Raw genomic sequence first — 25687 nt, forward strand, 5'->3', positions numbered from 1 at the left:
AATATGTTACTCACTTTCAATCCAGATAATTCCATCGGTGATCGCACTCACCCGTCCCGCAATGGAGGCGTGCACAGGGGCGCCCAGCGCTGGTTTGCCATTGGCCCGGGGCGGACGTCCGATCATCTGACCTCGTTCCACCCTGTCACCAACCTGCACGATTGGCTCGCAGGGTACTCCTACGTGTTGCTTCAGCTTGATTCCCACACGCCGCGGCGTAACAGTCCGTTCCACAAGCGGTCCCACGTTGGGATAGACTGTTAACCCCAGCTTCCGCATCAGTCTGGCGGTAGGGGCGCGGCGGTTTTTGAGCAACCGGTCCGCTCTCTCGGGAACGAACGGCGGGTTTTCCCATCGCCGTTTCTCCGCAAGGATCCGACGTTTGTTCTGCGCGCAGACGTTCTTTGGGTCAAGGTCTTCGGGGCAGGAGTACAGGCTGCACAGATTGCATTCGCAGCAAAATGCAGTGCCCTGGACATTCGCTTCTCCCACCAGAGTGAAGCCCAGGCTGCGCATGGCCCGGTGGGGTTCGATGGGATGCCCGAGGAGCCAGCGCGGGCACAATTCCGTGCAAAAACTGCATTGATCACAGGCCGACCGGCCAATCCTGGCAATTTGCTTCCAGTCCTGACGGCGCCGCCGAATGACGATGTGATCATGAGGAAGAACGATAACACCCCCGGTCGTTTTATCCACGAGAGCCTGGGGGTTCTCTTCCAGATACCCCATCATCACCCCACCCACCATCAACTGAGGATTCGCCACCGTTGCACCGCCAGCCAGCTCGAGGCATTCCGCAAGTGTCACCCCTACCGGCACGCGGAGGGTCACAGGCTCCCTCACCGCCCCCGCAATCGTCAGATATTTTTCCACGACCGGCTGTGAAGCGGCCTGGGCGACATTGAACGCCGTTTCCACGTTAATCACAACCGCTCCCACATGCAGGGGAATTCCCCCAGGCGGAATGACGCGTCCCAGGGCCTCGTACACGAGAATGAATTCGTCACCGGACGGGTATGCGTCGGGGAGAGGGACGATCTCCACACGCGGAGGAATCAATCGTTCCAGCTTTTCGATGACATCGTGGTACTTGCCCTTGATGCCGATGACGCCGCGCTCCGCTCCCACAAGCTGCATAGCGATCTGAAGGCCTTCCAGCACCGTCTCCGTGTAATCACGGAGGATCTCTTTGTCTTTATGCAGGAGTGGCTCGCATTCCGCCGCGTTGATGAGCACTGTATCGGCACGCGCGGATAACTTCACGTGCGTAGGGAACCCGGCCCCTCCGGCCCCCACCACGCCGGCCTCAAAAACGTGTTCCACCGTGACCTTCATGGGCTTCGCGCCTGCATCGTCGAGGATTGCTAGCCGAGGTTGGTTTCCCGGCGAGAGAAAATTGATGGGAACAATTGAACAAAACTATTGGATGGCTCTTTCCAATCTTAGCTTAAAGCAGAATCGTGATGAACTCCTGTCTTTTTCCGTCAAACTTCGCCTTTGCCGATAAGCTGTGCAGAAATTGCACACCGCAACCGATTGGGTCGCGAGCCATTCTCTGCAAAAATTTCCCGGCCGGCGGGCAAGTCAAAGGGTAACTCATGTCTACCCGGCCGCCGCACAGGTGGCATTTCGCGGCTTTTCCCGCGGGTTTTTCCGGGCAGCGCCGCGAAAAATGCGTTTTGGCATCGCTTGTGCTTCATAAAGACGCCAGGTCGGCGCCGGCCTGAAGGTCGAAAGTGAATGTCGAGGTGTATCACACACAAGTAACCCTGTAATGAGGAGGACACGACCATGCGTGCTCAACGACTCTTGACGATTCTAACTGGACTGGCTCTTCTGGTACTTCCCGCGATTGCGTGGGCCAGCGAGCCTGCGGCAGCCAATACCTCCGCCCCGGCTGCTGTCCCCGCACCGGGCGCCACAGTTTCTAAGTTGGCGGAAATCCGCGCCGAGTGGTTCCGCACCATGGCAGCTTTGGCCGAAGAACAGACCAAGCCCCAGCCGGACAGCCAGCGCATTGCAGAACTGCAGGCCAAGCTTCGTGACCTGCGTGCGGAGTGGGTCAAAGCTGGTCCTGCCCCAATCGGCAATCCGGCCATGGGCGTCTGCCCGTGGGGTGGGCCCGGTCTCGGGCTGGGATTGGGACGCGGTCCTGGATACGCGATGGGGATGGGCCCCGGTCGTGGACCTGGTCCTGGTTTTGGACCAACGTCTCCCGGTTTTGGCCCACGACGGGGCCGGGGATACGGCATGGGTGGTCCCGGCCGTGGAATGGGCCTTGGGCCCTATTACGTGGACCGCAACGGCAATGGCATCTGTGACTACTACGAATTCCGCTGGGGCTGGTGAAATAGGTCCGGAAGACCGTGGTTGACAGCGGCAAGTTCCTGGTCTTACAACGGCGGGAGATTGAACGGATCTCCCGCCTTTTTTCACACGCATTCGGGGAGTCCACAAGCCTAATGAAGGACGCGCTCGTTTCGCCGCCGACAACTGTGGTTTCGCCTTCCCCCCCATTCGAAACCCGCTCGCGAGGGCACGGAGGAAGGTTCAAAGTCCTTCGGGAAGCAGGTGGAATATTGGCAATTGGATTTCTCCTGGCGGTGGCCCTGCTTTTTGTAGCCTGGCAGTGGCACGAGTGGCAGACGGACCGAATGGGTGCGGAGGAAATTGTCCGTGGCCAGGCCGAAGCCCTCGCCAGGGCTGTCATCGGAGCCATCCGCTCGCATCGTCGGCTGGGGGCCTTTTTCGATCAGCAAATCCAGGTGGCCCTTGATGAACTCGTCGATTCCCACGATGTGCTGGCTGCAGGAATTGCCGATAAAAATCACCGGTTTTTACTTCGAGCCGGAGCAAACCTCCCGGAAATTCCGCCGGGCGATTGGGCGAAACTGCCGGAAGGTTTTCTGATCCAAAAGGCCTTCGAGCTACCGCCACTCCCACCGGAGGGGCCGGGACGCGGTCGAGGCTTCGGCTGGGGACGTTGGTTCCGCGATGCGATGGAACAGGAGAATCCCAGCCACTTCGCCAATGGAGGAAACTTCCTTGTGATCCTGCTGCTGGATCGTTCCGGTTACGACGCCCAGATGCGGCGGGCTGCGATCAGTCGTCTCGTGGCGGTGGCAACCGGTTTGGGATGTCTCGCGCTGCTTGCTCTCGTGTGGGGCCTTGCCACCAGAGCTTTGACCGCCGAACACGAGCGTCGATTGGCTGAATTGCGGGCGAAACACTATGAGGAACTCGGACAGGCGGCAGCCGGCCTCGCCCATGAAACCCGCCATCCCCTGGGGCTGATCCGGGGTTGGGCTCAGAAGATCGCGCAGAGTGCGGAACCCCAGTCGCCGGTTGCAAGGGAAGCCCGCCTGGTCATGGAAGAATGCGATCGGCTGGCCGCGCGTTTGACACAGTTTCTCACTTTTGCAAAACCCTACCGGCCACGATGGGAGCTTGTCCACCCAGAGCCGATTATTCAGGAGCTTCTGACACTGCTGGAACCGGATTGCGAGGCCAGAGCCGTTCGCTGTCACTTTGAGCGGCCAGACCGCCCGATCGCTTTTTGGGCCGATCCCGAACTATTTCGTCAGGCACTCTTCAACCTGTTGCACAACGCAGTCAAGTTCACACAGCCGGGGACGTCGGTCGAGGTTAGCACGCGTGTGTCTTCCAACTGCAGTACAATTGAGGTGAGAGATCACGGGCCTGGGGTCAAACCGGAACAGCTTCCCCGTCTGTTTACACCTTATTTTTCAACCGATCCTCAGGGGAGTGGTCTGGGGTTGGCACTGGTTCGCAAGGTTGTGGAGGCCCATGGCTGGGACATTCAGTACGAGCCGCTGCCGGAGGGCGGTTCTGTGTTTCGCATAGTCATCCCGATGAACAAACGGAAGCCTGCGCCCACTCCTGAGAGGCCGACAGGCAGAGGGGCCGGCACTCTCGCCCCGGGAAATCTGGAACCAGCTCCCGACGCCCCTGGCGGGGATGGACCATAGCCACGTCAACATCCGAATAAGGCGATAGAAAGGGCGGTTTTGGGGATCTCCTGGCAAACTCAAATGGGGAACAAAAACTCGTGACATCCGCTTCCGATGCCCATGCGTTCTAAACCCGGCAAGCAGCCCTTGATCCTGATCGTGGATGACGACGAGGCCCACCGTAAGCTCTTTGCAGAGGTGGTGCACTCGCTGGGGTTGCGCGTCGCCGAAGCAGGATCCGCCGACGAAGCCTGGCACCGCATTGCGGATGAGCACCCCGGTCTCATACTTCTGGACGTCCGTTTACCGGGCAAATCGGGGCTGGAGATTCTACCGGATCTGAAGAAAAAGTATCCTGACATCCCAATTATTCTCATCACCGCTTATGGAGACGTGCGCGAAGCGGTGGAAGCGATGAAGATTGGGGCCGTCGATTATCTCCTTAAGCCCGTCGATCTTGAGGAACTGGAAACCGTTATTCTTGACCACGTGGGCCGTGGCGAAGAGCTGGCCACGAAATCGCGGTTACCGCCCCTGCCTCCCCACGTGGTGTGCGTAAGTGCCGCTTTTCAAAAAGTTTTGGAAACAGCTTATCTCGTGGCACAATCCGACGCCCCGGTTTTGATCCTCGGCCCAAGCGGCAGTGGGAAGGAGGTGGTGGCACGGCTCATTCGCGACTGGAGTTCCCGGCGCGAAGGCCCATTTGTTGCCGCCAATTGCGCAGGCTTGCCAGAATCACTCATTGAGAGCGAGCTTTTTGGACATGTCGCGGGGGCGTTTACCGGCGCCACGGCGGATCGGATGGGGTATTTTCGCGCAGCGCACGGGGGTACCCTTTTCCTTGATGAAATTGGGGAATTGCCCCTCAGCGTTCAGGCAAAGCTGCTCCGAGCTCTGGAAACGGGGGAGATCATCCCCGTCGGTAGTGAGAAACCTGTAAGGACAGACTTCCGGCTTCTGGCAGCCACCAACCGCAATCTTGAGGAATTCGTCAAAACCGGCCGATTTCGCGAAGACCTCTATTATCGCATCAACGTGGTGGAACTCACCGTCCCGCCGTTGAAGGAGCGACGTGAGGATATTCTCCCGCTGGCCGAGTTTTTCGGCCGTCAGTTTGCACGTCAACCCGTGCGTTTTTCACCCCAGGCGATGGCGGCTCTCCTCTCGTATCACTGGCCGGGAAATGTGCGGCAACTGCGAAATGCCATCCAGCGGGCGTGTTTGCTGGCGCAGGGAAATATCATCCTTCCGGAGCATCTTCCGCCCGAGGTGGCGGCCCTGGCGTCCTCGGGGCATGAAGCAACCCAAGAATGCGAGGAAGGGCGTCTCTCGGCGGTGGAAAGGGCGACAATCCTCTCCACCCTTGCCGAGTGCGGCGGCAACCGAACGCTGGCCGCCAGAAAACTGGGTATTAGCCGGCGAGCGCTTATCTACAAGCTCAAGGCTTTGGAAGCCCTATCTCCCCCAAGCGGTGGCGACCAATCTCGTTGAAGCCACGCCTTGTCGCGCGCAAAAAAGGAGGGGTGATTTTTCTCACCCCTACCCACGGAATAAGTTTACCTGCAGCGGGCGGATGTGCCCGATGTCATCCGACCGCGGAGCAACGCCTGAGGGGCCTCATGGAGCCTGGGTGGCCGGTGCCGCCTGACCCTGCCGCGCACGCCGCTGCCCCGCTCGCCCCTGTGCAGCCGCCGCCTGGGGTTTGGCGGGAGGCGTTTCCGGAGCCTTTAAGACCGGCTTTGTGGCGGGCTGGGTTAACGGTTCGCCGTCAAGCGGCGGCTGAAGTTTGCTCAGATCCACTCCAAACCGAGCGAGGATGGTGGGGGCGATGTCCTGCCGCATACCATCCCGCTTCACCAGGGGATCATTGGTCGCTAGGAAGACATAGGGAGCATAGCTGTGGCCGGTGCCGCCCTCATTGAAGCCGTGGTCGGCCGTCACGTAAATGAGGGTCTTATCATACAGTCCAAGCTCTTTTAGCTTTTCCACAATCTTGCCCAGCCAGGCGTCGTTGGAAATGAGGGCATCGTTGTACTCCTTGGAGTTTTCTCCGAAGCGATGCCCCTGATGATCGACCGAAGCGAAATGCACAAAGAAGAAGAAGGGCTTGTCGCGATACTTTTCCAAAAGCTCAATGGCCCGGGAGCCAACTTTTTCGTCTTCCATCAGCCCATATTCCCACACATCGCAGGCCTTGTGCATGGTGTAATACGGCGAGCCTTCAAAGACGAGATACTTGACGCCGTTTTCTTCCACAATCCGGCCAAGGACCTGTCGGCCGGCGCCGGGCTGGGCCGGTTGCCCGGCTTTCTGCTGAGCCCGTCTCTGAGCCGCCTGATTGCCCTGAGCCCGCTGCTGTTGCCGGGCCTGCCCCTGCTGCTTGGCCTGGGCTTGCCGCTCGGCCTGAATCTTGGCTGCTTCCTCGTCCGTGAGCTGTCGCTTGAACGGCTCCCGGATTTCTCCGCAGTGTTCCCGCTTGCCGATCACCGCAACACATACAAAATCAGGACCAAAATGTTCCTTGAGACGCTCAAAGACGCTCAAGCCCTTGGGAACGTCCCGGTACCGCCCGTTGCTGTATACCCCTGTGACTTCAGGATTGTAGCCAGTGAGTATCTGTGTCCACCCCGCTTTGGTGTCGGTTGCGCCAGTGACGACATCGATGTTAACGAGAGCCCCCTCTTTTGCGAGCTTCTGGAGATTCGGCAGCTCCCCGCGCTGCAAACACTCCATCACGTGTGCCCGCTGAGCACCATCCCATCCGATAAGGATGATGTTCTGGGGTTTTGCCGCTTTCCCGGCCTCTTCCGCAAAAACCGGGCGGCCCGACAATAGCATGAGTGCCAGGGCCAGGAGTACCAGAGGTCGAACCAACCGCTTCATAGGATCACCTCCCGAACTGCTGAGAACCATCCAGTCACCACTTTGAAAACCTGCCAACGAGCAGCCAGTATTGCCCGCAAAATGACCCGAATCCTGTCGGATGAAGAGCCTTCGCCAACTCTATTGCGCCAGTGCGATAAAGCGCACAGTGGGACGAAAAACTCCTGACTGGCTAGCGTCATGCACATTTGCATCTGGCGAAACTGGCAGCGTATCCGTATAAAGACTTCCAGTGGATACGGACTGAGATTGGCAATCCTCAGGCCACCGAGCACGCTTCTGGCAGGGCGCCCCCAGCTTCGACCCTTCCCTCAGCCTGGCCCCCAGCGATCTCCCGAGTAGACCCTGGCGCTTGGGTGCTTTTTTATCCTAGCTTTTTGAGGTTAAATAACACTTTTTGCTCCCCGTTTCATGACGTGCCCCGGCACCGGGTGAGTAAGCTCGCGGAAAGAGGCACGCCACCCCAGACGGCGGGGTGCGGCTTGATTTTTCCGAGATCGATTTGCAAGAGGCGCCGAGCCAGGGTGTTCGACAATATCCCTGGTTTAAGGTTTGCCTGAGCAATTGACGCCGGATAGGTTGAAGTTTTCATGGTAGGGGCAATTGACGAATTGCCCCCAACAGGCGCTGCGTATTTCGGTCCGAAAACCATACACAAGACCCCGGTCTGGGCGATTCGTCAGACCAATTGTGCAGGGCTCCCTTCAGTCTTTGAAAACAGCCGAATAAGAAGATCTTTGGAGTTTTTCGCCATGAATAATTGTCCCCGACGCAACCATAAATCTGAGCACGACATGCTGCTTTCCGGCCGACGGATCCTGCCGCCCGGGATCAAAGGAAATGAGTCCGCCGCCGACCTCATCGATCAGTGTTTCCTGGCGTACAACGCCGGAAGGTTGAGAGAGGCAGTGCAGCTCTTCACCCGAAAAATGCTTGCGTCAGACGTCACGGTGGGTATATCATTGGCCGGAGCACTGACCCCCGCTGGCCTGGGGGCTTCCTGCATCGTCCCGCTGATTGAGGCCGGCTTCGTGGACTGGATTGTAAGTACGGGCGCCAACCTCTACCACGACCTTCACTTTGCGTTCAATTACAAATTGGTGGCCGGCGACTTCCGCTACGACGATCGCCACCTCCATGAGGTGGGCGTGGTGCGGATTTACGATGTGCTCCTCTCCCTTGACGAGTGCCTGATTGAGACGGACCGCCGGGTCCAGGAAATGCTTGTCCGCCCAGAGTTCCAGGGCCGACTCACCACTGCCGAACTGCATCATTACATGGGGAAGTACGCGGCAGAAGCCGAGGAGCAGTCGGGGCTTCCCCACGTGTCCGTATTGGCCGCGGCCTACCGCTGTGGCGTGCCGGTTTACACCAGTTCTCCGGGAGACTCGACCATCGGCATGGTGGCCGCCGCTGAGCGTTTTCGCAACTCCCAGCTTGTCCTCGATCCCCTTGCCGATGTCAACGAGACGGCGGCCATTTATTACTGGTCGAAGCAGGAAGGACGCCGCTCGGCGGTGGTCATTTTCGGTGGAGGAAGTCCCAAAAACTTCGTGCTTCAGACCGCTCCCCATGTGACCGACATCCTCGAAATCGAAACAAAAGGTCACGATTACTTTCTGCAATTCACCGACGCGCGACCCGATACCGGTGGGTTGTCGGGGGCTACCCCCCAAGAGGCGGTGAGCTGGGGAAAGGTCGATCCCGATCGCGTGCCAGACTCCGTGGTCTGTTACATCGATTCCACGGTGGCCATGCCCCTTCTGACGTCGTATGCCCTGACGCGGTGCTCGAAACGCCCCCTCAAACGGTTGTTTGAAAGGCGGGAAGAGTTTGTCCGACAACTGCGAGACGAGTTCCTCCGGCGGCACGGCTCCTCGCCGCAGGCGAGCGAGTGAGCTCAGACTCACGCTCGTTTGATACAAAAGACAGACTGATCTTCCGCAAGGGATGGCGCACAGTCTGGGTTGGAAGTTATTAAAAGGATTCAAGTTAGAGGAGATTACCGGGTTGAACGCGGCTGACTACGCCGCCGGGATCGGGGGGATTTCTGGGTGGGCTTCTTCAGACGGGACGGTTGGAAGGTGGGCAGTCGGACCCCCAACGCCTCGAGGATCTTCTGTTGCTGGGTGTCCGGTTGCGGTAGTCGCGTCAACTCAATCCGCCCGTTCACCTGGTAGTACTCCAAACACAGCCGCCCCAAGGCTGTCAACGCATCCTCCAGCGTCACCGTGTGTTCGTCCTCGGCGGTGGTCCCAAACACGGCACGCAACCGTTCCTCGAGCACCATCTGCAGCTTCAACGCCAGCATGCACACCAACGCGTGGGCTTGCGTGCGATCCGCCCGCCGCAGGTACACCGGCCGAATCTCCAACCCGGTCGTCTTCATCCTCCGAAACGCCCGCTCCACCACCGCCAAGCCCCGATAACACCGATCCACCGCCGCCGCATCCAAAAGCTCGCCCCTCACATCCGTCTCCAAAACGTAGCAGCCAGCCAAGGCCAACGCCTCCTCCCGCGCCGCTGCATCCACCTCCAACACCAGCCGCCGACCCACCAACCGCACCTGCACCCAGTCCTCTATACCGTAGCGCTGGATCCACTCCCTGATCCGCCGCAACCCCACTTCCGGCCGAGCCCGCTCGGAGTTCTCCACAAACCGGTTGCGGGCCTCCACCCGCGCTTCCAGTTTGGCCAGCTTGTCCGCCACCCGCCGCCGCTCCCGCTCCGCCACCAGCGGATTCCGCCGCAACACGTAACGGCGGCCCTCGGCCTGGACCTCGGCCACCGCCTCGTCGAACAGACTCCACTCCAGGGTCCCCTGGCCCAACAGACGGCGAACCTGGGGCGTCGTGAGCGCGGTGATGTAACGCAAACCGGCGGCCGTCAGCGCCTCCTTGCCCGCCAACTTCACCATCCCCCGGTCCCCCACCAAGACCGTCTCCTCAACCCCAAACTGCTCCTTCAAAATCCGCACCTGTTCACCAACCGTGGTGGGATCCGCCTGGTTGCCAGCAAAGACGCGAATAGCCAGCGGCTCGCCCGCCGGGTCGGTCAATAACCCCACCACAATCTGCAGCTTGCCACGCTTGCCGTCCCGGCTATACCCATAGGCCCCCAGTTCGTGACAGCGACCTTCCAAGTAAGCACTGGTCACGTCGTAGAGCACCAACACCGGCGGCCGACCCCCGTGGCGACGCAGATAATCCCGGTAGAGGGCCCGCTCGATCCGGGCCTGGCGGGCAGCCAACTCGTCCAGGGTCCGGTACAGATCGTCCTCGGTGAACGGCTCCAGCCCGAGGACTTCCCCCACCGCTTGCTGAGAAGCCCACCGCACCGCCGACAGACGGGAACCTTGACACAACAGGCGCGCCAAGACCAAAAACAGGGCCAGCTTGCCGCGGCGGCTCGCGCCCAAGACGCGGCTCAGGCCCAACTGGTCGGCAACCTGCTTGGCAGCAAACAGGGCGCCAAAGGAAGGACCGCAAACGGGCTCTCCCAAGACCAGATTGTCGAATTCGCCGCGGAGGGCTCGGGCGAGGGCTTCGACGCGTTCGGCGGGCCAGTGGGTGAGATTCGCCAAGGTGCGGTTTTTGACTTTGCCATCCTCGCGGTAGCTTTCCCGGAGGAGGACCGTGGGACGCGAGCCGTGGTTGGGGACAGTGGTGATGTACATGCCTATAGAATATCACCACCAAACCATTCTGTCAAGAGGAAAATTGAGATATACATGACTACATTCCTGGCCCCGAACATGTCCTAAGTTCTTCCCGCCACGCTACTTAACCCCAAAACCCATGCGGAAGATCAGTCAGAAACCTCCCAGCTCTCGGGCCGGCTATAATTGATGCGTGATGAGCGCGCAATCCAAAGTGACAGTCCGTCTCACGCCGGTGGGGCGTTATTACGCTTTCCTGGTGGTGGGTATCTTTCTGGCCGCCATGGTGCGGCAGGTCAATCTGTTGCTTCTTTTGTCGGGGCTGATCGCCGCCCCTTTATTTTTGAGTTGGCAAATGGCGCGGCGGAATATTCGCCGCCTCTCCATCCGAAGACGTGTCCCCAGCCGGGTGTGCGCGGGGGACCTGATGGTCGTGGACCTCGAATTGGAAGTCTCTTCGCGCCGGGGCAAAGCGTGGATGGTGTCTGTCTCGGATCGTATTCAGCGTGATGGCTGCTCGTCAGACTCAGGTGGCGAGTCCGTTCGCGTGTTTTTCCCCTATGTGGACGGCACGGGTGCCCGAGCGCTGGCCTATCGCGGGAGGATCGCGCGGCGTGGATGCTACACGCTCGGACCAATTGTTCTGGCCACTCGATTCCCCCTGGGATTGTTCGAAGCGCGTCGCCAGGTGGACCTCCGCGACCAGATCATTGTGTGCCCCCGGCTGGGAAGGCTCACCGAGAATTGGAATCGGCGTCACCATTTCACGTACGACGGCGGCAGCCGCTCCGAACGGTGTGCAGATCGGGTATCCGGCGATTTTTACGGACTGCGAAGCTGGCAAATCGGCGATAGTCCCCGCCTGGTCCACTGGCGGAGCTCGGCCAGGCACGGGGAACTCCTGGTGCGGCAGTTCGATCGGCCCCGTCAGCAACATCTGACCGTCCTGCTCAATCTGTGTTGTCGTGCCGGTCAGCACATGAACCGTGATGCGGTCAAAAACGAACAGGATGTGGAAAAGGCGATCAGTTTCGTCGCCACGGTGATCCACGATCTCTGCCGGAAAGGCGGCCGTTCCCTCCTCCTCGGCGTCAGCGCGGAAGACATCACCTGGTTGGGGGGACCGGCCTCTCCCGGTTTTTTGCAGCGGGCCATGGACCTTTTGACGAGGGTTGAACCATCAGAGGGGGATCACCTGGTCACTCTGTTTGCGGAGGCCCGCCGGAGAAGCCCCCAACACGCCGATTTTCTGCTGGTCACCACAAGTCCCCTGCGCTTTCGACCGGAGTTATCCGCGAATTCCGGGGACCATGCCGCGAGGGGCGAAACCTCGGGAAAACGTCCTGGGCAAGCCGGTGCCGTTGCCCGAGATTTTCGGGTGGAAGTCATTGATGTTACTTCCGGGAACCTTGAAAACATTTTCGAATACCAAACCGTCGCCGGGTCATGACGGACTGAGCCTGACAAATGCGCAGGCCCGCCACCGGACCGCCAGCCGCCGGCTCATGCGCTTGCTGCAGGTCAACATGGCGGCCCTGGCCGCATTGGGGACGTTCCTGCTGGCGATGGGCCAGCAATCGCGCTGGCTGATGGGGCTGGCCCTGGTCTCCTCGCTTATTAGTCTGCTGCTGGTGGATCTGACCAGGATCTTTTCGCTCCCCAGATGGGTGACCAATATCCTTTTGATTGCGGCCCTCGTGGTCACGGGGTTCGACGTTCTTCGCTATTCGGGCCCCCTCCACGTGCTCATCGTCGCCAATCTTCTGGTGTATATTCAGTGCGTTTTGCAGTTCCAGCAGAAAGACGCGCGGATTTACCGTTACTTGCTCATGCTGAGCATTTTTCAGGTCGTCTCCGCCTGTGCGTTCTTTCATGGAGTCATTTTCGGACTGCTGCTCGTCGTTTACCTGATACTGGCCCTTACCGCACTCCTGCTGGTGACATACTTTGGCGAATGGGACGCACAGGAAACAAACTGGCAAGTGGATTGTCGGGCCACACAGGAGAGCCGATCATCTCCGCTGTTCATCAGTGTGACGAGCGATCCGCCCGATCCGCGTGCGCCGCTGGGGATTAACGGGGCATTGCTCGGCAGACTTGCCCGCGTGGTGGTGAGCTCCGCCTTGTTTAGCGGGGTCGTGTTTCTTGTGGTCCCCCGTCTCAGCACCCGTCCCTGGCCTGGAATCGCCCCCGCCCCTGTGCGCACGGTGGGATTCGACGCTGCGATCACTTTGGAAGAAGTCGGCGACCTCCTGGATGACCCCACCCCTGTCATGCGGGTGGAGGTGGCAACTCTCGACGGAGAACCTCTGGGTTACGTGGGTCCGCTCTATTTGCGAGGCGGATCCCTCCAGGTCTACTACGAGAAGCACTGGTCCCTGAATCCCTTTTTCATCCAGAATGAGATTCGTCCTCTTCAACCGCTGTTTCGCGGACCGGGGCAATCGCTTTTTTTGCAGAGAATTGTGCTGGAGAGGACACAAGGTCCAGAGGTTTTCGCCATCTGGCCGGTAGGCAAATGGGACGATTCCCCCTTGCTCTACGACGTCGATCGGACGCGCGTTTTGCGGGTTACAGAAGATAACCGGCGAACCACCTATGAAATGACCACATCAGCCCTGGAATTTGGACGCCTGGCCGATCTTGTCCCGGCTACGGAACCGGTGCGGCAAGCCCCTTTTCTGCAACTTCCTTGGGTCATCTTTCAGCCGGACTGGTGGGGTGGTCGTTTCGTGTTCCATCGCGACTTGTATCACAGACGGGGTTGGAATCGCCTGGAGGAACTCGCGGCTCAATGGGCCAAAGAGGCGCCCTGGCCCGAAGATGATCATTTTCATCTCGCCAAGCATTTTGAGCAAATTCTGGCGTTTTCCGGTGAGTTTCAGTACTCCACCGAGGCAGTCTCACGTGACCCCGACCTCGATCCAGTGGTGGATTTTCTCACCAAGTCCCGGAAGGGGCACTGTGAGTATTTTGCCACAGCCCTGGCCCTCCTTCTTCGTTGCCGGGGGATCCCCACGCGGATCGTCATTGGGTACAAAACGGAAGAATTCAACACGTTGGGCGGTTTCTATCAGGCCCGACAGCGGGATGCCCATGCCTGGGTGGAAGCCTATCTCAGCCCCGACAAGCTCTCTCCTGAATTGATGGGAAGCAGACCTTCGGAACTGTGGCAGTACGGGGCTTGGCTTCGCCTCGATCCCACGCCGCCGTCGTCCAGTCGTGCAGGCGCAAACCAAACTTTCTGGCAACGCCTCTGGACTACCTACACGTTTCTTGACTACATTTGGCTGAAATACGTGATGCAACTGGACAAGGTCACTCAGCAGGCAGAGGTGTACCAGCCGGTCCGCCGGCGGGTTCAGGAGGGAGTGGAAACTCTTGTCCGCCCAGAGCGGTGGCGCCAGACCCTCAGCTCTGTTGGTGCAGCGATACGCAGATCTCTAGGGGAGTTTTCCCAGTGGCGCACGATTGGCGGCAGCTTGGTGGTTGTCGGATTGGTCGCGATCGGAATTTTTTGGCTGTGGCGGGATCCGCTGCGCCGGATCTGGATCATGAAGAAACTACCGCTTCGCCGCAGCTGGCCTCCGCTAGCCGATCATGTGGTCGTTCAGGTACACGGGGAACTCCAACGGCTGCTTGAGCGAACACATTCGCCACGATTACCCGGTGAAACGCCCCGAGCCTTTGTGGAACGCGTTGCGCAACTTCAGCTCGCCAGCGGAAGTTGTGAGTGCGACGGTTGGACTGCATCGGCCCGGCGGATTGTCGATCTCTATTACCGATTCCGCTTCGGCAATCACACACCCACCGCACTCGAGGTCGAGGACATGGCCGCCGCCTTGCAAACTGTGCGATCCGCGCTACGCGGCCGTCGAACGATCAACCGTCGAAACAATCACGTTCACAAGATCGACAATCCGGAAACACGTTAACATCGTGGAATCCCACCCGCTCATGAAAGGCGTTTACTCTGCCGGTTCGATGGTGGCTGTCATCGAACCCCGACACTCTTTGACGAGTGGGTCGCGCCCAAAGGCGTGAATCTGGTCACGTTTGAGCTCCGCATGCTCCTTGGTGGTGGTGAGAACAATGCACCGGCCGGTCTTGTCCACTTCCTCGGCCATCAGGTAGGCCTTGGTGAAGGAGTAGCCGAAAAGCTGCATGAGCATGCGAATGACGTAATCGTACGTGTGGTCGTCATCATTCCAGAGGACGACGTGATACCGCGGAACATGCTGAATGCGCGGTTTCTTGCGGCGCTTCTTCTTCGGAAGAACCTGGACCAGTGTCGTCACGGATTCTCCCGACTTTTCTTGGTTGCTCATGGCTGCAGGTTTCCGTAGGATTCCGCAAGCAACCAATCCCGAACCACTTCAAGTTCGATTGGGGATGACGCTCCCCGTAGTCTTACCCGTCCTAGGAAATTATAGTGAGGATTCTTCCGCCCACAAAGTCAAGGAGAGATCGCCGTGCGCGACATTGATCGAGTTATTGCCTATCTGCAATCAGAACAGCAGGCCGCCGTTGATCGCCTCTGCCAGTTTTTACGAATCCCCAGTGTCAGCGCGGACAGCAAATATGCCAGCGATGTCCGTCGTGCCGCGGAATGGGTGGGCAGCTTCCTCCGCGATGCGGGTTTGAAAACGGAGACAATTGAAAACCATGGGCACCCCCTCATTTTGGCGGAAACCCCCCATCAAGACGGGCTTCCCATCGTCCTCATTTACGGCCATTATGACGTGCAACCAGCCGAAAACATTCATCTTTGGACCAGCTCGCCGTTCGAACCCACCATCCGTAACGGAGCGATCTACGCGCGGGGTGCCAGTGACGACAAAGGGCAGCTTCTGACACACATGCTGTCGGTGCAGGCGTGGAAACAGGTTACCGGAAGTTGGCCCGTTAACTTTAAGTTCATTGTCGAAGGTGAGGAGGAAACCGGCAGCCACGTGCTGCAGCGGTTTCTCGAACAGGCGGGCGATCGTCTGGCGTGCGATTGCGTGGTGATCAGCGATGGCAGCCAGTTTGGGCCGGATCAGCCCGCCATCACCTACGGTTTGCGAGGGATAGCCTATTTTGAGCTTCGAGTCTTCGGGCCTTCTCACGATCTGCATTCCGGGGCCTTCGGGGGCACCGTCACCAATCCCGCTAACGCGCTGGCCCAAATGCTCGCCGGGTTGGTGGATGACCAAGGACGGGTGAATATTCCCGGCTTTTACGACGACGTCGAACCACCCACCCCTGAAGAGCGGGAGCGATTACGCCAGTTGCCTTTTGACGAAAAGGCGTTCTGGCAGAGTCTGGGAGTTGATTCGGCAGTGGGCGAGGTTGGCTACAGCGTCCTGGAGCGGCGGTGGATTCGGCCTACTTACGACGTTTGCGGAATCTGGGGTGGCTACCAGGGTGAAGGGGCCAAGACGGTCATCCCCGCCGAAGCGGGCGCCAAGATCAGTTTTCGCTTAGTTCCCAGGCAGCAGCCAGGTCGAGTACGGGAACTCCTTGAAAGACGCTTGAAGGAACTCTGTCCCCCAGGGGTCCGCTTCCAGCTCATCGATCTCCACGGATCACCAGCGGTGGTAACGCCGCTGGACAGCCCATTCATCAAAGCGGCCGAGAAAGCCCTTCGAGCGGTGTTTCCCAATCCACCTGTGTTTACCCGGGAAGGAGGCTCGATCCCTATCGTCAGCAAGTTCCAGGAGCGGCTCCGGGCGGACGTTTTGCTTTTGGGCTGGGGGCAGTACGACGACAACGCGCACGGCCCCGACGAGAAATTCCTCCTGGCCGATTTCCATCGCGGAACGCTTGCCAGCGCCTATCTTTGGGAAGAAATCCGCGAAATCGCGAACACTCGGAAATAGTGAAAGTATTGCACCCCAAAGCCGCTGTCCCAAACCGGGGGTGAGTAACCGTTGGTGACAGAACTGGCTTGGAATTCAGCGGGAAATATTCTTTCTCATGGGAGGTTAAGCAGTCAATGCTCGACCGACGATTTGTGCTGGAAAATGTCGAAGCCGTCAAGCGGAATTGCGAAATCCGTGGCGTGCGGGTGGATGTGGACCGTTTTGTTGCGCTGGAGACACGTCGCCGGGAATTGCAGGCGCAACTCGACGAATTGAACCATAAGGCCAACCAAATTGCGAAGTCCATCGCTCGTTGTGCCAGTGAAGAGGATCGCCAGGCCCGACGCGAAGAAGGGCGGCAGGTGCGCGAACAGGCCGCGGCGGTGGAGAGGGAGCTCCGTTCCCTCGAGGAAGAAGCGACGGCACTCCTCAAGCAAATTCCCAATATGACTCACCCCGACGCACCGATCGGCGATGCTTCCGCGTCACGGGAGGTGGGACGGGGCAAATGGCCGGTGCGAACATTCGACTTTCCTGTCAAGGATCATGTGGAAATCGCGGAAAAACTGGACCTCATCGATTTCGAGGCCGGGGCGCGGGTGGCCGGACACGGGTTTTATTTCCTCAAGAATGAAGCGGTCCTGCTCGAACTGGCGCTCCAGCGATTCGCGGTGGATATTCTTCGTCAGGAGGGCTTCGTCATCACGACCACCCCGGATCTCGCACGCAACGAGATCCTCGAAGGCATCGGCTTCCTTCCGAGGGGGCCCGAAACGCAGATTTACAGCATCGAAAACAGCGATCTCAGTCTGGTTGCGACAGCCGAAATCACTCTCGGCGGTTATTATGCAGGCCACATCTTCGAGGCGGATCAGCTTCCTCTCAAGATGGCCGGGATCAGTCACTGTTTTCGTACCGAAGCGGGTGCGCATGGACGGGCCACCCGCGGTATTTATCGCGTCCACCAGTTTACCAAGGTAGAAATGTTCGCCTTCACCTTGCCGGAGCAGAGTGATCCCATGCTCGAATACTTCCGCAGTATCGAGTGCCGGATTTTTGATGACCTTGGAATTCCGTATCGGGTCATCGACACAGCCTCCGGTGATTTGGGCGGCCCCGCCTATCGAAAATACGATCTGGAGGCCTGGATGCCCGGCCGAGGAGAATTCGGCGAGGTCACCAGCACGTCGAATTGCACGGACTATCAGGCCCGGCGTCTGGATATTCGCTACCGTATTAAAGGCGAACGCGGGACCAAATTCGTCCATACTTTGAACGGTACGGCCATCGCGATCAGCCGGGCGCTGATTGCCATTTTGGAGAACTACCAGCAGGCCGACGGTTCGGTTCTCATCCCCGACGTACTTCGCCCCTACGTCGGTTTAGAGAAAATCGGCCCCCGGTGAATGAGCGCTTTTCGGTACCGCTACGCCGGTACGACTGTTGGCGGTGAGAATCGGGTCAGCCTGCAAAGTCGGGGGCTTCAGGTTCGCTTGGGGACCTATCCATCCCGACTTTTGCAAAAACCTAGGGGACACCATGGGCGCAATGTATTTGGAGCAATTCGTGGATTGCCCCTACCTGACTGCGGTTAGAGCTGTTGAAGCGGGTGAACGCCACGCGGTTCTGCGACGTCCGGCTGGGCCGAGCCACATCTCTTCAACCTGGGGATGTGTCAGGCTCGGCTGGCCTTGACGACGTCCAACAACGGGAATAGATTTAATCTAGCAAGCAGATCGAAGGACTGACGAAAATGAAAAATATTTGCGCGAACCTTAGCCTTGGCCTGTTGTTACTGCCTCCCACGTGAGGCCGGCCTTTCGGTTCGCGCAACAGAAAGCGAAAATCCAAGAACCCAGGGCCGGCAGGTCCTGGGTTCCTTGCTTTTTATGGACAATGACCAAAAGGGGAATTGCATCGCAAGACACTTGCTGTATTCGCGATTGATGATTGATAAGTGCCACTCTCGGAACGCTCGGCATTTGGCGACCGGACAGATCCGTGGGACGTTCGTCGCTGTCCGGAGGCCGGGCTGGAGAGACGCGAGATAACGGCGCTCGGGTGTCGCATGAGGGGACACACCACTTCGTACCGACACTGGCTTCATCCCACGAGGGCATGGTTGGTGTTGCGCCCGCCGACCGACAGGTCGGCTTCCGGCTTAAACGAGGTCAGCTTGGTCGGACGGGCTGCTGCTCGTTCCGAAAGGCCTTGAAAAACCTTCTCCTGGTGAAATCGCAGTTTTCAAAGAAGATTTGCAGGTCAAGAATCTGCTGGCTCAAGTAAGGTCCCTGTCAGGCTCGCAAGTTTACAACCGTGTTGGTTCGCCTTGGCCGAATTGGAAAACACGACAGAACACGAGAGAAAGGGTGACACGACGATGTACGACGACGAAGTCCCAAAACCGAGCACAACTCGACGGATCATCATATTCGACACCACACTGCGGGATGGCGAGCAATCGCCGGGATGCAGCATGAACCTCCAGGAAAAACTGGAGGTCGCCCATGCACTGGCCCAACTGGGCGTGGATGTCATTGAAGCAGGTTTCCCCATTGCCTCACCCGGCGATTTTGAGGCCGTCAAAGCCATTGCCCAGGAAATTCGCGGACCGGTAATCTGTGGTTTGGCCCGATGTCGCGAAGCAGACATCGATCGGGCATGGGAAGCCCTTCGCTGGGCTGAATCTCCCAGAATTCACGTCTTCCTGGCCACCAGCGCCATCCATCGCGAGCACAAGTTGCGCATGACCAAGGAACAGATCATTGAGCTGGCCGTCGCCGGTGTCCGCCGGGCAGCCAAATACTGTTCCAACGTCGAGTTCTCGCCCGAGGATGCCGCTCGCACGGAAATAGATTTCCTCTGTCAGGTTGTGGAAGCCGCGATCGATGCGGGAGCCACCACCGTCAATATTCCGGATACGGTTGGGTACGCTGTGCCCTCGCAGATGTACCGATTGATAAAGACGCTCCGCGAACGGGTGCCCAATATCGATAAAGCCGTCATCAGTGTTCACTGCCATGATGACCTCGGCATGGCCGTCGCCAACAGCCTGGCCGCCATTCAAGCCGGTGCCGGGCAGGTGGAGTGCACGATTAACGGGATCGGAGAACGGGCAGGCAACTGCGCTCTGGAAGAAATTGTGATGGCCCTCCGTGTGCGACAGGACGTGTTCCATGCGGACACCGGAGTGGTCAGCCAGCGGCTGGTCCCCACCAGTCGCCTGGTGGCCGGGATTACGGGAATGGTGGTCCAGCGAAATAAGGCCATCGTCGGGCAAAACGCGTTTGCGCACGAGGCCGGAATTCATCAGGACGGCATTCTCAAAGAGCCACGGACGTACGAGATCATGCGGCCGGAAGATGTCGGCTTCTCCCGAAGCGACCTGGTATTGGGCAAGCACAGCGGTCGCGCGGCCCTGGCAGCCCGGGCTAAAGCGCTGGGTTATGAATTAACGCCGGAGCAACTCGACCGCGTCTTCCAGGAGTTTAAAATTCTGGCCGACAAAAAGAAGGAAGTCTATGACGGCGATCTGGCGGCCCTCATCGAGCAGCAGACGCGCGTTGTGCCGGATACCTGGACCCTTGAATCGTACTCGCTCACAGTGGGCACACAGCAGGTTCCCGAGGTAACTATGACGTTGCGCCGGGCCGACAACGAAGTCCGCACGGTCACTCTCAGTGCAGGCGACGGTCCCGTGGATGCCGTCTTTCTGGCCATCGAAAAACTCACGGGGATTTCTGTGGCCTGTCGGGATTTTCATGTCCACAGCGTGACCGTCGGAAAGGACGCCCTGGGTGAGGTCCAGGTGCAGGTGGAGTATAATGGCGACATCTACCGAGGTCGCGGAGTTTCCACGGATAGCCTGGAGGCCAGCGCCAAGGCGTTTCTGAATGCGATCAACCGGATCCTGGCGAAAAACCATCATCCCAAGGCGACGGCAGCGGAGCCTGCAGGCTGACAGGATGGAACGGCATGATGAATAAAAACCCCAGACCGCCGGGAATGGGCAGGCTGTTGTCCCGGCGGACAGTTTAGAGCCTGTCGAAATCCGAACGGTTTCCGCACATGGATGTCGATTTCGAGATTTTCGCATAGTTCGTAGCGCGTCGACGGCCGATTGAGGCCGGGGCCGAGTGGCGGAATGGTAGACGCACAGGACTTAAAATCCTGTGGGGAGTCATCCCCGTGCGGGTTCGAATCCCGCCTCGGCTATTTGGGGTATTTGCACCAGATTGCAGCCAGTCGTAACTGATGCCAGGAAAACGTGTTGCGGCAGATCGGTAAAAGGCGGCTTCGGGATATTTCCACCCATTTCCGCCCCTTGCTGCGCCGGATTTTGCGCCGCCTGTAGCTGCGGTGGAATCCACTTTGTTGCTTCTTGAAAAGCCGCCTCGGTCGGTTCAACGTAACGCCGCAGGTCAATCGAAGGGGTACTACTCAGCCATTTAGTTACAACCGCAAGAGGAAAGTGAGCTGCAAGATCGGATTCACAACTGGCGCGCAGGTTGTGCCACAACTTCGGCCAAGGTTCTACGCCCGCCCGTCGAATTATCTTCGCCAGTGTGGTTCGCAGAGATGCATTTCGCTAACCTGCCGGACCATAAGCCCGTCGGCGGTACTCGTAGGGAAATACGTACTCTGAACCTACCTCGGCCGCATCGAAAGCCTCGTCCAGATAAGGTCGCAACAGGGGAAAGATCGGGATGACCCGATACGGCTTGCCTTGCCCTTCGGTCTTGGGCGAAGGAACCGTCGACTCGCTGACCCTCGGTCGTTGTGGGTCGTGGGCGTCGTGGTGCGAACACCCGGGCAAGAAGGCCGAGTGCACTCCGCCGAAGGACGAATACCACCTCCTGAAAACCACCCAAGGGACAGATCCGGGAACACCACACCCCAGGGAACAGAAAACTCAGTCCCACGGCGGTCAGCACGCCACTCATTCCAATCGCAAGAAGCACCGGACTGGAAGAAAACGGTTGCCCTATGCTGCTGAATAGGGCGAGTGGGTCGAGCCAAAGCAAGACGGGGAATCCCGCGAAAGCACCAGCGAGGGTTGCAAATACCAAATAGTGCCCCAAATGTGGTACGGATGGACGCCGCAAGCCCACCTTCTTTCCCAGCCACGTCGATAGCTCGTTGCATGTCCCCAGGGGACACATCCAACGGCAGAACCAACGCAGTTTGAAAGCCACGACGACTCCCACAAACAGGGCGAGCCATCCGGTCACCGACAAGCCCCCGGTAACGATTAACTTGCACACGGCAATAGTAAAACTCAACCCTGCAGGCAAAGTGGCGAGTCCACTACGCAGTGCTTGGCCAGCCAGAACAATAACAATCGTCCCTGCGAGAATGGCAAATCGCACGATCCAGCGAAGAGCCTTAATCTCACTTACGGGGTGCGTCGGCGACGTACGGCTGGCGAACCATCGACACGATGGCTTTCGCTCATGGTTCTTGGAAACTCCTATCTGACCATCGTTATCCTGGCGATGCACCTCAGCCAAGGTAGGCCCCCTGCTCACGAAGAATCTTCTGAACTTTGGGGACTTCGACCTGACGGGGCGAGCAGCGATCCTTCACGGCCACGGCAGCGGCGACTCCGGCGGCATGGCCAGTGGCGCAACAGTTGGGGATCAAACGTACCAAATCAGCCATTTGCATTTCGGCACTGATGCAACGTCCGGCTGCGAGCACGTTTTCGACCTTCTTGGGTACGAGTGCGCCGTAAGGAACCTGCCATTCCCCATGCTGGCCGTCGGTCGAGCCACCGACAGCAACCACATCGTCAAAACGCCGTCCGGCCTTCAAATCGGCGTATCGAACGGTGGCTACACCATTCAAGACCCGAGTGATCCGAACACCCAATTGAGGTGCTGTCTCGACCAGATAAAGCGATTCGTAGCCGGGAACCTGCCGCGCTTGCTGGACATTCCGCCAAATGAATTTCCGGTGCGACATTTCCATGCGGGTCAGGGTTCGCACGTCAAGTCCATCCACTTCTGGTCCAATTAGATTGACCCAGTTGACCCCAGGGGCAGGAGTCGGGCTACCAAGCCGCTTGGGACGATTGCCCGCCGGTGCGCGAGATGGGTCGATCCGATCCAGATTACCGATCCGCGAAACCAACCCCACATTGTGTGTGCGGTGTTCAAACTCGGCTCCGGCTGCGGCAAAAATGTCCCCGTCGCCTGTGGCGTCGATGACAACATCGGCGAGGATGGCCTGTCGTCCGGACTTACTCTCAAACACAGCACCCCGCACGGTGTTTCCCTCGAGAATAGCGTCCACGCCCCAGGCGTGTAGGAAGACTTCCACCCCAGCCTCCTCGATCATCTCTACCATCACGTACTTCAGGGCCTCGGCGTCCACAGTGGGGTTCTTTCCGGGACCACGATTGATAATACCGCCGGGCAGCTTCTCCAGCCGCTGCATCATCTCTTCGCCGATTCCCATGCAAACCTGTTTCCCGCCCTTCACAATGTGTCCGAGCACAAGGAGCACCAACCCACCGGTCCATAATCCCCCAAAGTGACCATAGCGTTCGACAAGCGTAACACGTGCCCCGGCACGCCGCGCGGCAATGGCGGCAGATACCCCGGCGGGACCACCCCCAACGACAAGGACTTCGCATTGCGAAAGCAACGGCAATTCGCGCTGAGGTTGAATAACACGCCCGTTCACAAGCCTGGCCGTGAATTGAGTGTCTTGCACTTTGTGGGGGTCCAACACACTGCTCGTAAATCCTGATGACTCGCCGATCGGTGCAACCTGCTGGTTCTCCCCCGAAGCTGAGGGCAAAACGCCCATGCTGCCCATCGCGCTAAGTGCGCCGATCGCCTTCAGCCAGTTTCTTCTGTTCATCGGATTCATGAAGGAATACTCCTGTCATCTGAGTGCAAAACATCGCGTGCCCGAACCAAAAGTCGCATTATAAAATGCGTCGCAAGCCGTCACAACGAAAATGTTGTCACCTGTCGTGCGGTTTTCATGCATGGTTCAAGCATCGCACCGTGATCCGAATCGCTTCGCCAACGACATGGCCCAGATGACAAGAACGCCGAACAGTTGTTTGGGGACTCGTACGGTTTTGTCTGGTCGATTGGCGTGGTTGGACTCCACTATGTGTTCATTCGCCAGATCGTGAAGTTCAATACCGCGGCAAAGCTGACCCAGGCCAGGTACGGTGTTAAGAGCCAACCCGCGAGGCGCGAATAGCGGAAAAAAGCCCACATTGTCGCCACGATGGCGAGCCAGAGAACGAGGATTTCAATAAACGCCAAATCGGGCCTGTGCATGCCAAAGAAGATCCAGGACCAGGCCGCATTGAGGACAAGCTGGAGTCCAAACAGGCCGAGCGGGACGTTTCCCGCCCTGAATCCGGTTTGCTTCCAAACCAACCAGGCAGCGATGCCCATTGTGATAAAAAGCGTGGTCCATACTGGTCCGAAAACACTGCTCGGTGGGTTCCATGTAGGTTTGTTGAGCGTCCTGTACCACCCATCGACTTGTGGAGCTGTGGCAAGCGACCCCAAAAAGCCCACCGCAAGGCATACACCAACAAACACGACAAGCCCAACCCAGTCTTTAGCCGTTCTCATGATCGTCCTTCTTTTTAGTGAATAAAAGTTGGCAAAGAATTTGTTAAGGAACCTTTGCACAATTGCTACTTACCGGCATTATAATCTGGGGGTTACAACTGGTGATAAAAATAGAAGGAGTACCAAAACGGCATGGTTCACTGGATTCCTCCAGTTGATGGACAAAACCATGCCCTGGCAGGAGTTGATCGATATCATCAGGCTGTTTTATCCGAACAACGAGGGCCCCGGCCGACCGGCCAGGCCGCTCATCGGGATGCTCAAGCTGTAGTTCCTCCAGATTTGGTGCGCCCTGTCGGACCCGGTGACGCAAGAGTTGATGCACGATAGCCATGTGGTACAGCAAGTTGTGGCCTTGGGCCTACGGAAAGACGCCTCGCCGGCCGAGACGACCATTTGCCGCTTTCGGCAGTTGCTTGAGGACTGTCGGTAGGTCCCAAGATTGAAGATAGAGGAAGTTTAGTCCGCGATAAACGTTGCCTTGTATGGATTAAAAACCATTATCAAGCGTGAAACTACCAGAAGACAATCGAAGTCACCTTTTGTTTAGCGGTCCCCATTCAGCCTGGAAGATGCTGCCATCCGCCAGCGGTTATCTTATTCGTTGAAACTGCTCATTGAATATGCAAAGGCCCTTCTGGCGGTTCGGGGGAGTGGTGTTGTGGACTTGGAGAGATCCCCTTATGCCATGCAGCGTGGCGAAACATGTGATTTTTGGTCACGATTTTGCCCTCCACATTGATGATTAATCGCTTGCCCGGCGAATCGTTGCCGGAAAGAATTCATGGTTCGTAACGTTGTAACTTCACGACGACTCTGCTTTATTGGCCGATGTTCGTGAAATCGGGAGGTAACTCCTACCATGATGAGTCAGCATCCAGAAACCGCACCACGTCCGGCCATTTCACTCCAGCCGGAAGAGGGATGGCACTGTCAACACTGGTTCTATCGCTTCGACAGGCAGGCGCTACGGCGGCTCTCGCCGGCCGAAAGGAAGCAAGCCTGTGAGGAGTTTCTCGCTGTTTTGTCGCCTTCTCCGGAATCGGCGCCGGCACGGTTCCAGAGCTATGTCATTATGGGGCATAAGGCCGACTTCGGTTTGATGATGCTGGATGCCGATCCGCTCAAGCTGAACGGACTTCATCATCGCCTCATGGGGAGTGCGATGGGCGCGGCACTCATTCCCACTTGGTCGTTTGTCTCCCTTACAGAGGTCTCGGAATACTTACACACCCCCGAGGCCTACGCGGAACGGTTGCAAAAGGAGGGGCTATCTCCGGAAAGCCCCGAGTTCCTGCAACGGACGTCGCAGTACGCCAAACGGTACGAAATCATGCGAAAACAACGCTTGAATCCCGACCTGCCGGACTGGCCGGCGTTCTGTTTTTACCCCATGAATAAGCGACGTCGCCCCGAGGCAAACTGGTTCATGCTGAACTTTGAAGAGCGGGAACGCCTGATGGCTGAACACGGTGAGACCGGAATGAAGTTTGCCGGTCGGGTGACGCAGCTTGTGACAGTAGGAATCGGGTTAGAAGATTGGGAATGGGGGGTGACTTTGTGGGCACGCAATCCCCAGTATCTTAAGGATATTGTCTACCGTATGCGATTCGACGAGGCCAGTGCTCGGTACGCCGACTTCGGCCCTTTTTACAGTGGCTATCGGGCCTCTCCCGAACAAATCCTGGATCACTGCGGCATCCGTTGAAGCATACGGAGGAACATTCC

General features: G+C 58.3%; 17 protein-coding genes and 1 tRNA gene. 11 read left to right on the top strand and 7 right to left on the bottom strand.

Going from position 1 to position 25687, the window contains the following annotated elements; translation table 11 throughout:
* Positions 1-6: 6 nt before the first annotated feature.
* Positions 7-1335, bottom strand: coding sequence for a 4Fe-4S dicluster domain-containing protein (locus tag THTE_RS12440; RefSeq protein ID WP_095415738.1), 1329 nt, complete (start codon positions 1333-1335; stop codon positions 7-9).
* Between the two features lie 456 nt (positions 1336-1791).
* Between THTE_RS12440 and THTE_RS12445 the strand changes: the two genes are divergently transcribed.
* The 3 genes from THTE_RS12445 to THTE_RS12455 all read left to right on the top strand — a co-directional run bounded on the left by THTE_RS12445 (position 1792) and on the right by THTE_RS12455 (position 5462).
* Positions 1792-2349 carry a hypothetical protein gene (locus THTE_RS12445; protein WP_095415739.1) on the top strand — a complete coding sequence of 186 codons (558 nt, stop codon included), beginning with the start codon at positions 1792-1794 and terminating at the stop codon, positions 2347-2349.
* Between the two features lie 230 nt (positions 2350-2579).
* Complete coding sequence (locus THTE_RS12450; RefSeq protein WP_157732066.1) at positions 2580-3989, top strand: sensor histidine kinase; 1410 nt, start codon at positions 2580-2582, stop codon at positions 3987-3989.
* Between the two features lie 96 nt (positions 3990-4085).
* A complete protein-coding gene (locus THTE_RS12455; RefSeq protein WP_207651709.1) occupies positions 4086-5462 on the top strand; it encodes a sigma-54-dependent transcriptional regulator in 1377 nt (458 codons plus the stop codon).
* A gap of 126 nt (positions 5463-5588) precedes the next feature.
* Here the strand turns inward: THTE_RS12455 and THTE_RS12460 are convergent, their stop codons facing one another.
* A complete protein-coding gene (locus THTE_RS12460; protein ID WP_157732067.1) occupies positions 5589-6854 on the bottom strand; it encodes an alkaline phosphatase family protein in 1266 nt (421 codons plus the stop codon).
* Between the two features lie 752 nt (positions 6855-7606).
* On the opposite strand from THTE_RS12460, the gene THTE_RS12465 reads away from it, so the two are divergent.
* Positions 7607-8752, top strand: a complete 1146-nt coding sequence (locus tag THTE_RS12465; RefSeq protein WP_207651710.1) for a homospermidine biosynthesis protein — start codon at positions 7607-7609, stop codon at positions 8750-8752.
* Between the two features lie 104 nt (positions 8753-8856).
* On the opposite strand, the gene THTE_RS12470 is transcribed toward THTE_RS12465, so the two are convergent.
* Positions 8857-10530: an IS1634 family transposase gene (locus tag THTE_RS12470; protein WP_207651711.1), complete on the bottom strand. Its 1674-nt coding sequence runs from the start codon at positions 10528-10530 to the stop codon at positions 8857-8859.
* Positions 10531-10708: 178 nt separating this feature from the next.
* Between THTE_RS12470 and THTE_RS12475 the strand changes: the two genes are divergently transcribed.
* Positions 10709-11962 carry a DUF58 domain-containing protein gene (locus THTE_RS12475; protein WP_095415743.1) on the top strand — a complete coding sequence of 418 codons (1254 nt, stop codon included), beginning with the start codon at positions 10709-10711 and terminating at the stop codon, positions 11960-11962.
* Entirely contained in the window at positions 11904-14447 is a 2544-nt protein-coding gene (locus THTE_RS12480) for a transglutaminase TgpA family protein (protein ID WP_168175854.1), read from the top strand. Before THTE_RS12475 ends, THTE_RS12480 begins: the two co-directional genes overlap by 59 nt.
* Positions 14448-14480: 33 nt before the next feature.
* Here the strand turns inward: THTE_RS12480 and THTE_RS12485 are convergent, their stop codons facing one another.
* Positions 14481-14840: an ATP-dependent Clp protease adaptor ClpS gene (locus tag THTE_RS12485; protein ID WP_095415745.1), complete on the bottom strand. Its 360-nt coding sequence runs from the start codon at positions 14838-14840 to the stop codon at positions 14481-14483.
* A 144-nt stretch (positions 14841-14984) separates the two neighbouring features.
* Between THTE_RS12485 and THTE_RS12490 the strand changes: the two genes are divergently transcribed.
* The 4 genes from THTE_RS12490 to THTE_RS12505 all read left to right on the top strand — a co-directional run bounded on the left by THTE_RS12490 (position 14985) and on the right by THTE_RS12505 (position 20570).
* Entirely contained in the window at positions 14985-16373 is a 1389-nt protein-coding gene (locus THTE_RS12490; RefSeq protein WP_237260136.1) for a dipeptidase, read from the top strand.
* A gap of 116 nt (positions 16374-16489) precedes the next feature.
* Positions 16490-17761 (top strand): serine--tRNA ligase, encoded by a 1272-nt coding sequence (gene serS / locus THTE_RS12495; protein ID WP_095415746.1) that lies wholly within the window; start codon positions 16490-16492, stop codon positions 17759-17761.
* Positions 17762-18735: 974 nt separating this feature from the next.
* Positions 18736-20316, top strand: a complete 1581-nt coding sequence (locus THTE_RS12500; protein ID WP_095415747.1) for a 2-isopropylmalate synthase — start codon at positions 18736-18738, stop codon at positions 20314-20316.
* 169 nt (positions 20317-20485) lie between these two features.
* A tRNA-Leu gene (locus tag THTE_RS12505) sits at positions 20486-20570 on the top strand.
* A 275-nt stretch (positions 20571-20845) separates the two neighbouring features.
* Here the strand turns inward: THTE_RS12505 and THTE_RS18700 are convergent.
* The 3 genes from THTE_RS18700 to THTE_RS12520 form a co-directional block, all read right to left on the bottom strand.
* Positions 20846-21883, bottom strand: coding sequence for a 4Fe-4S binding protein (locus tag THTE_RS18700; protein WP_095415748.1), 1038 nt, complete (start codon positions 21881-21883; stop codon positions 20846-20848).
* Positions 21858-23231 (bottom strand): FAD-dependent oxidoreductase, encoded by a 1374-nt coding sequence (locus tag THTE_RS12515; RefSeq protein WP_095415749.1) that lies wholly within the window; start codon positions 23229-23231, stop codon positions 21858-21860. The genes THTE_RS18700 and THTE_RS12515 overlap by 26 nt, the downstream gene beginning before the upstream one ends.
* Before the next feature lie 248 nt (positions 23232-23479).
* Positions 23480-23959, bottom strand: coding sequence for a TspO/MBR family protein (locus THTE_RS12520; protein ID WP_095415750.1), 480 nt, complete (start codon positions 23957-23959; stop codon positions 23480-23482).
* Between the two features lie 862 nt (positions 23960-24821).
* Here THTE_RS12520 and hemQ point away from each other — a divergent pair.
* Positions 24822-25667, top strand: coding sequence for a hydrogen peroxide-dependent heme synthase (gene hemQ / locus THTE_RS12530; protein WP_237260137.1), 846 nt, complete (start codon positions 24822-24824; stop codon positions 25665-25667).
* Positions 25668-25687 lie beyond the last annotated feature (20 nt).

Origin of the sequence: Thermogutta terrifontis (assembly GCF_002277955.1) — a bacterium.
Taxonomy (GTDB): Bacteria; Planctomycetota; Planctomycetia; order Pirellulales; family Thermoguttaceae; genus Thermogutta; species Thermogutta terrifontis.

Excerpts from the sequence above, each read along its gene's own strand:
- THTE_RS12440 (WP_095415738.1), bottom strand. The coding sequence starts at position 1,335 with ATGAAGGTCACGGTGGAACACGTTTTTGAGGCCGGCGTGGTGGGGGCC.
- THTE_RS12445 (WP_095415739.1), top strand. The coding sequence starts at position 1,792 with ATGCGTGCTCAACGACTCTTGACGATTCTAACTGGACTGGCTCTTCTG.
- THTE_RS12455 (WP_207651709.1), top strand. The coding sequence starts at position 4,086 with ATGCCCATGCGTTCTAAACCCGGCAAGCAGCCCTTGATCCTGATCGTG.
- THTE_RS12460 (WP_157732067.1), bottom strand. The coding sequence starts at position 6,854 with ATGAAGCGGTTGGTTCGACCTCTGGTACTCCTGGCCCTGGCACTCATG.
- THTE_RS12465 (WP_207651710.1), top strand. The coding sequence starts at position 7,607 with ATGAATAATTGTCCCCGACGCAACCATAAATCTGAGCACGACATGCTG.
- THTE_RS12470 (WP_207651711.1), bottom strand. The coding sequence starts at position 10,530 with ATGTACATCACCACTGTCCCCAACCACGGCTCGCGTCCCACGGTCCTC.
- THTE_RS12475 (WP_095415743.1), top strand. The coding sequence starts at position 10,709 with ATGAGCGCGCAATCCAAAGTGACAGTCCGTCTCACGCCGGTGGGGCGT.
- THTE_RS12480 (WP_168175854.1), top strand. The coding sequence starts at position 11,904 with ATGTTACTTCCGGGAACCTTGAAAACATTTTCGAATACCAAACCGTCG.
- THTE_RS12485 (WP_095415745.1), bottom strand. The coding sequence starts at position 14,840 with ATGAGCAACCAAGAAAAGTCGGGAGAATCCGTGACGACACTGGTCCAG.
- serS (WP_095415746.1), top strand. The coding sequence starts at position 16,490 with ATGCTCGACCGACGATTTGTGCTGGAAAATGTCGAAGCCGTCAAGCGG.
- THTE_RS12500 (WP_095415747.1), top strand. The coding sequence starts at position 18,736 with ATGTACGACGACGAAGTCCCAAAACCGAGCACAACTCGACGGATCATC.
- THTE_RS12515 (WP_095415749.1), bottom strand. The coding sequence starts at position 23,231 with ATGAATCCGATGAACAGAAGAAACTGGCTGAAGGCGATCGGCGCACTT.
- THTE_RS12520 (WP_095415750.1), bottom strand. The coding sequence starts at position 23,959 with ATGAGAACGGCTAAAGACTGGGTTGGGCTTGTCGTGTTTGTTGGTGTA.
- hemQ (WP_237260137.1), top strand. The coding sequence starts at position 24,822 with ATGATGAGTCAGCATCCAGAAACCGCACCACGTCCGGCCATTTCACTC.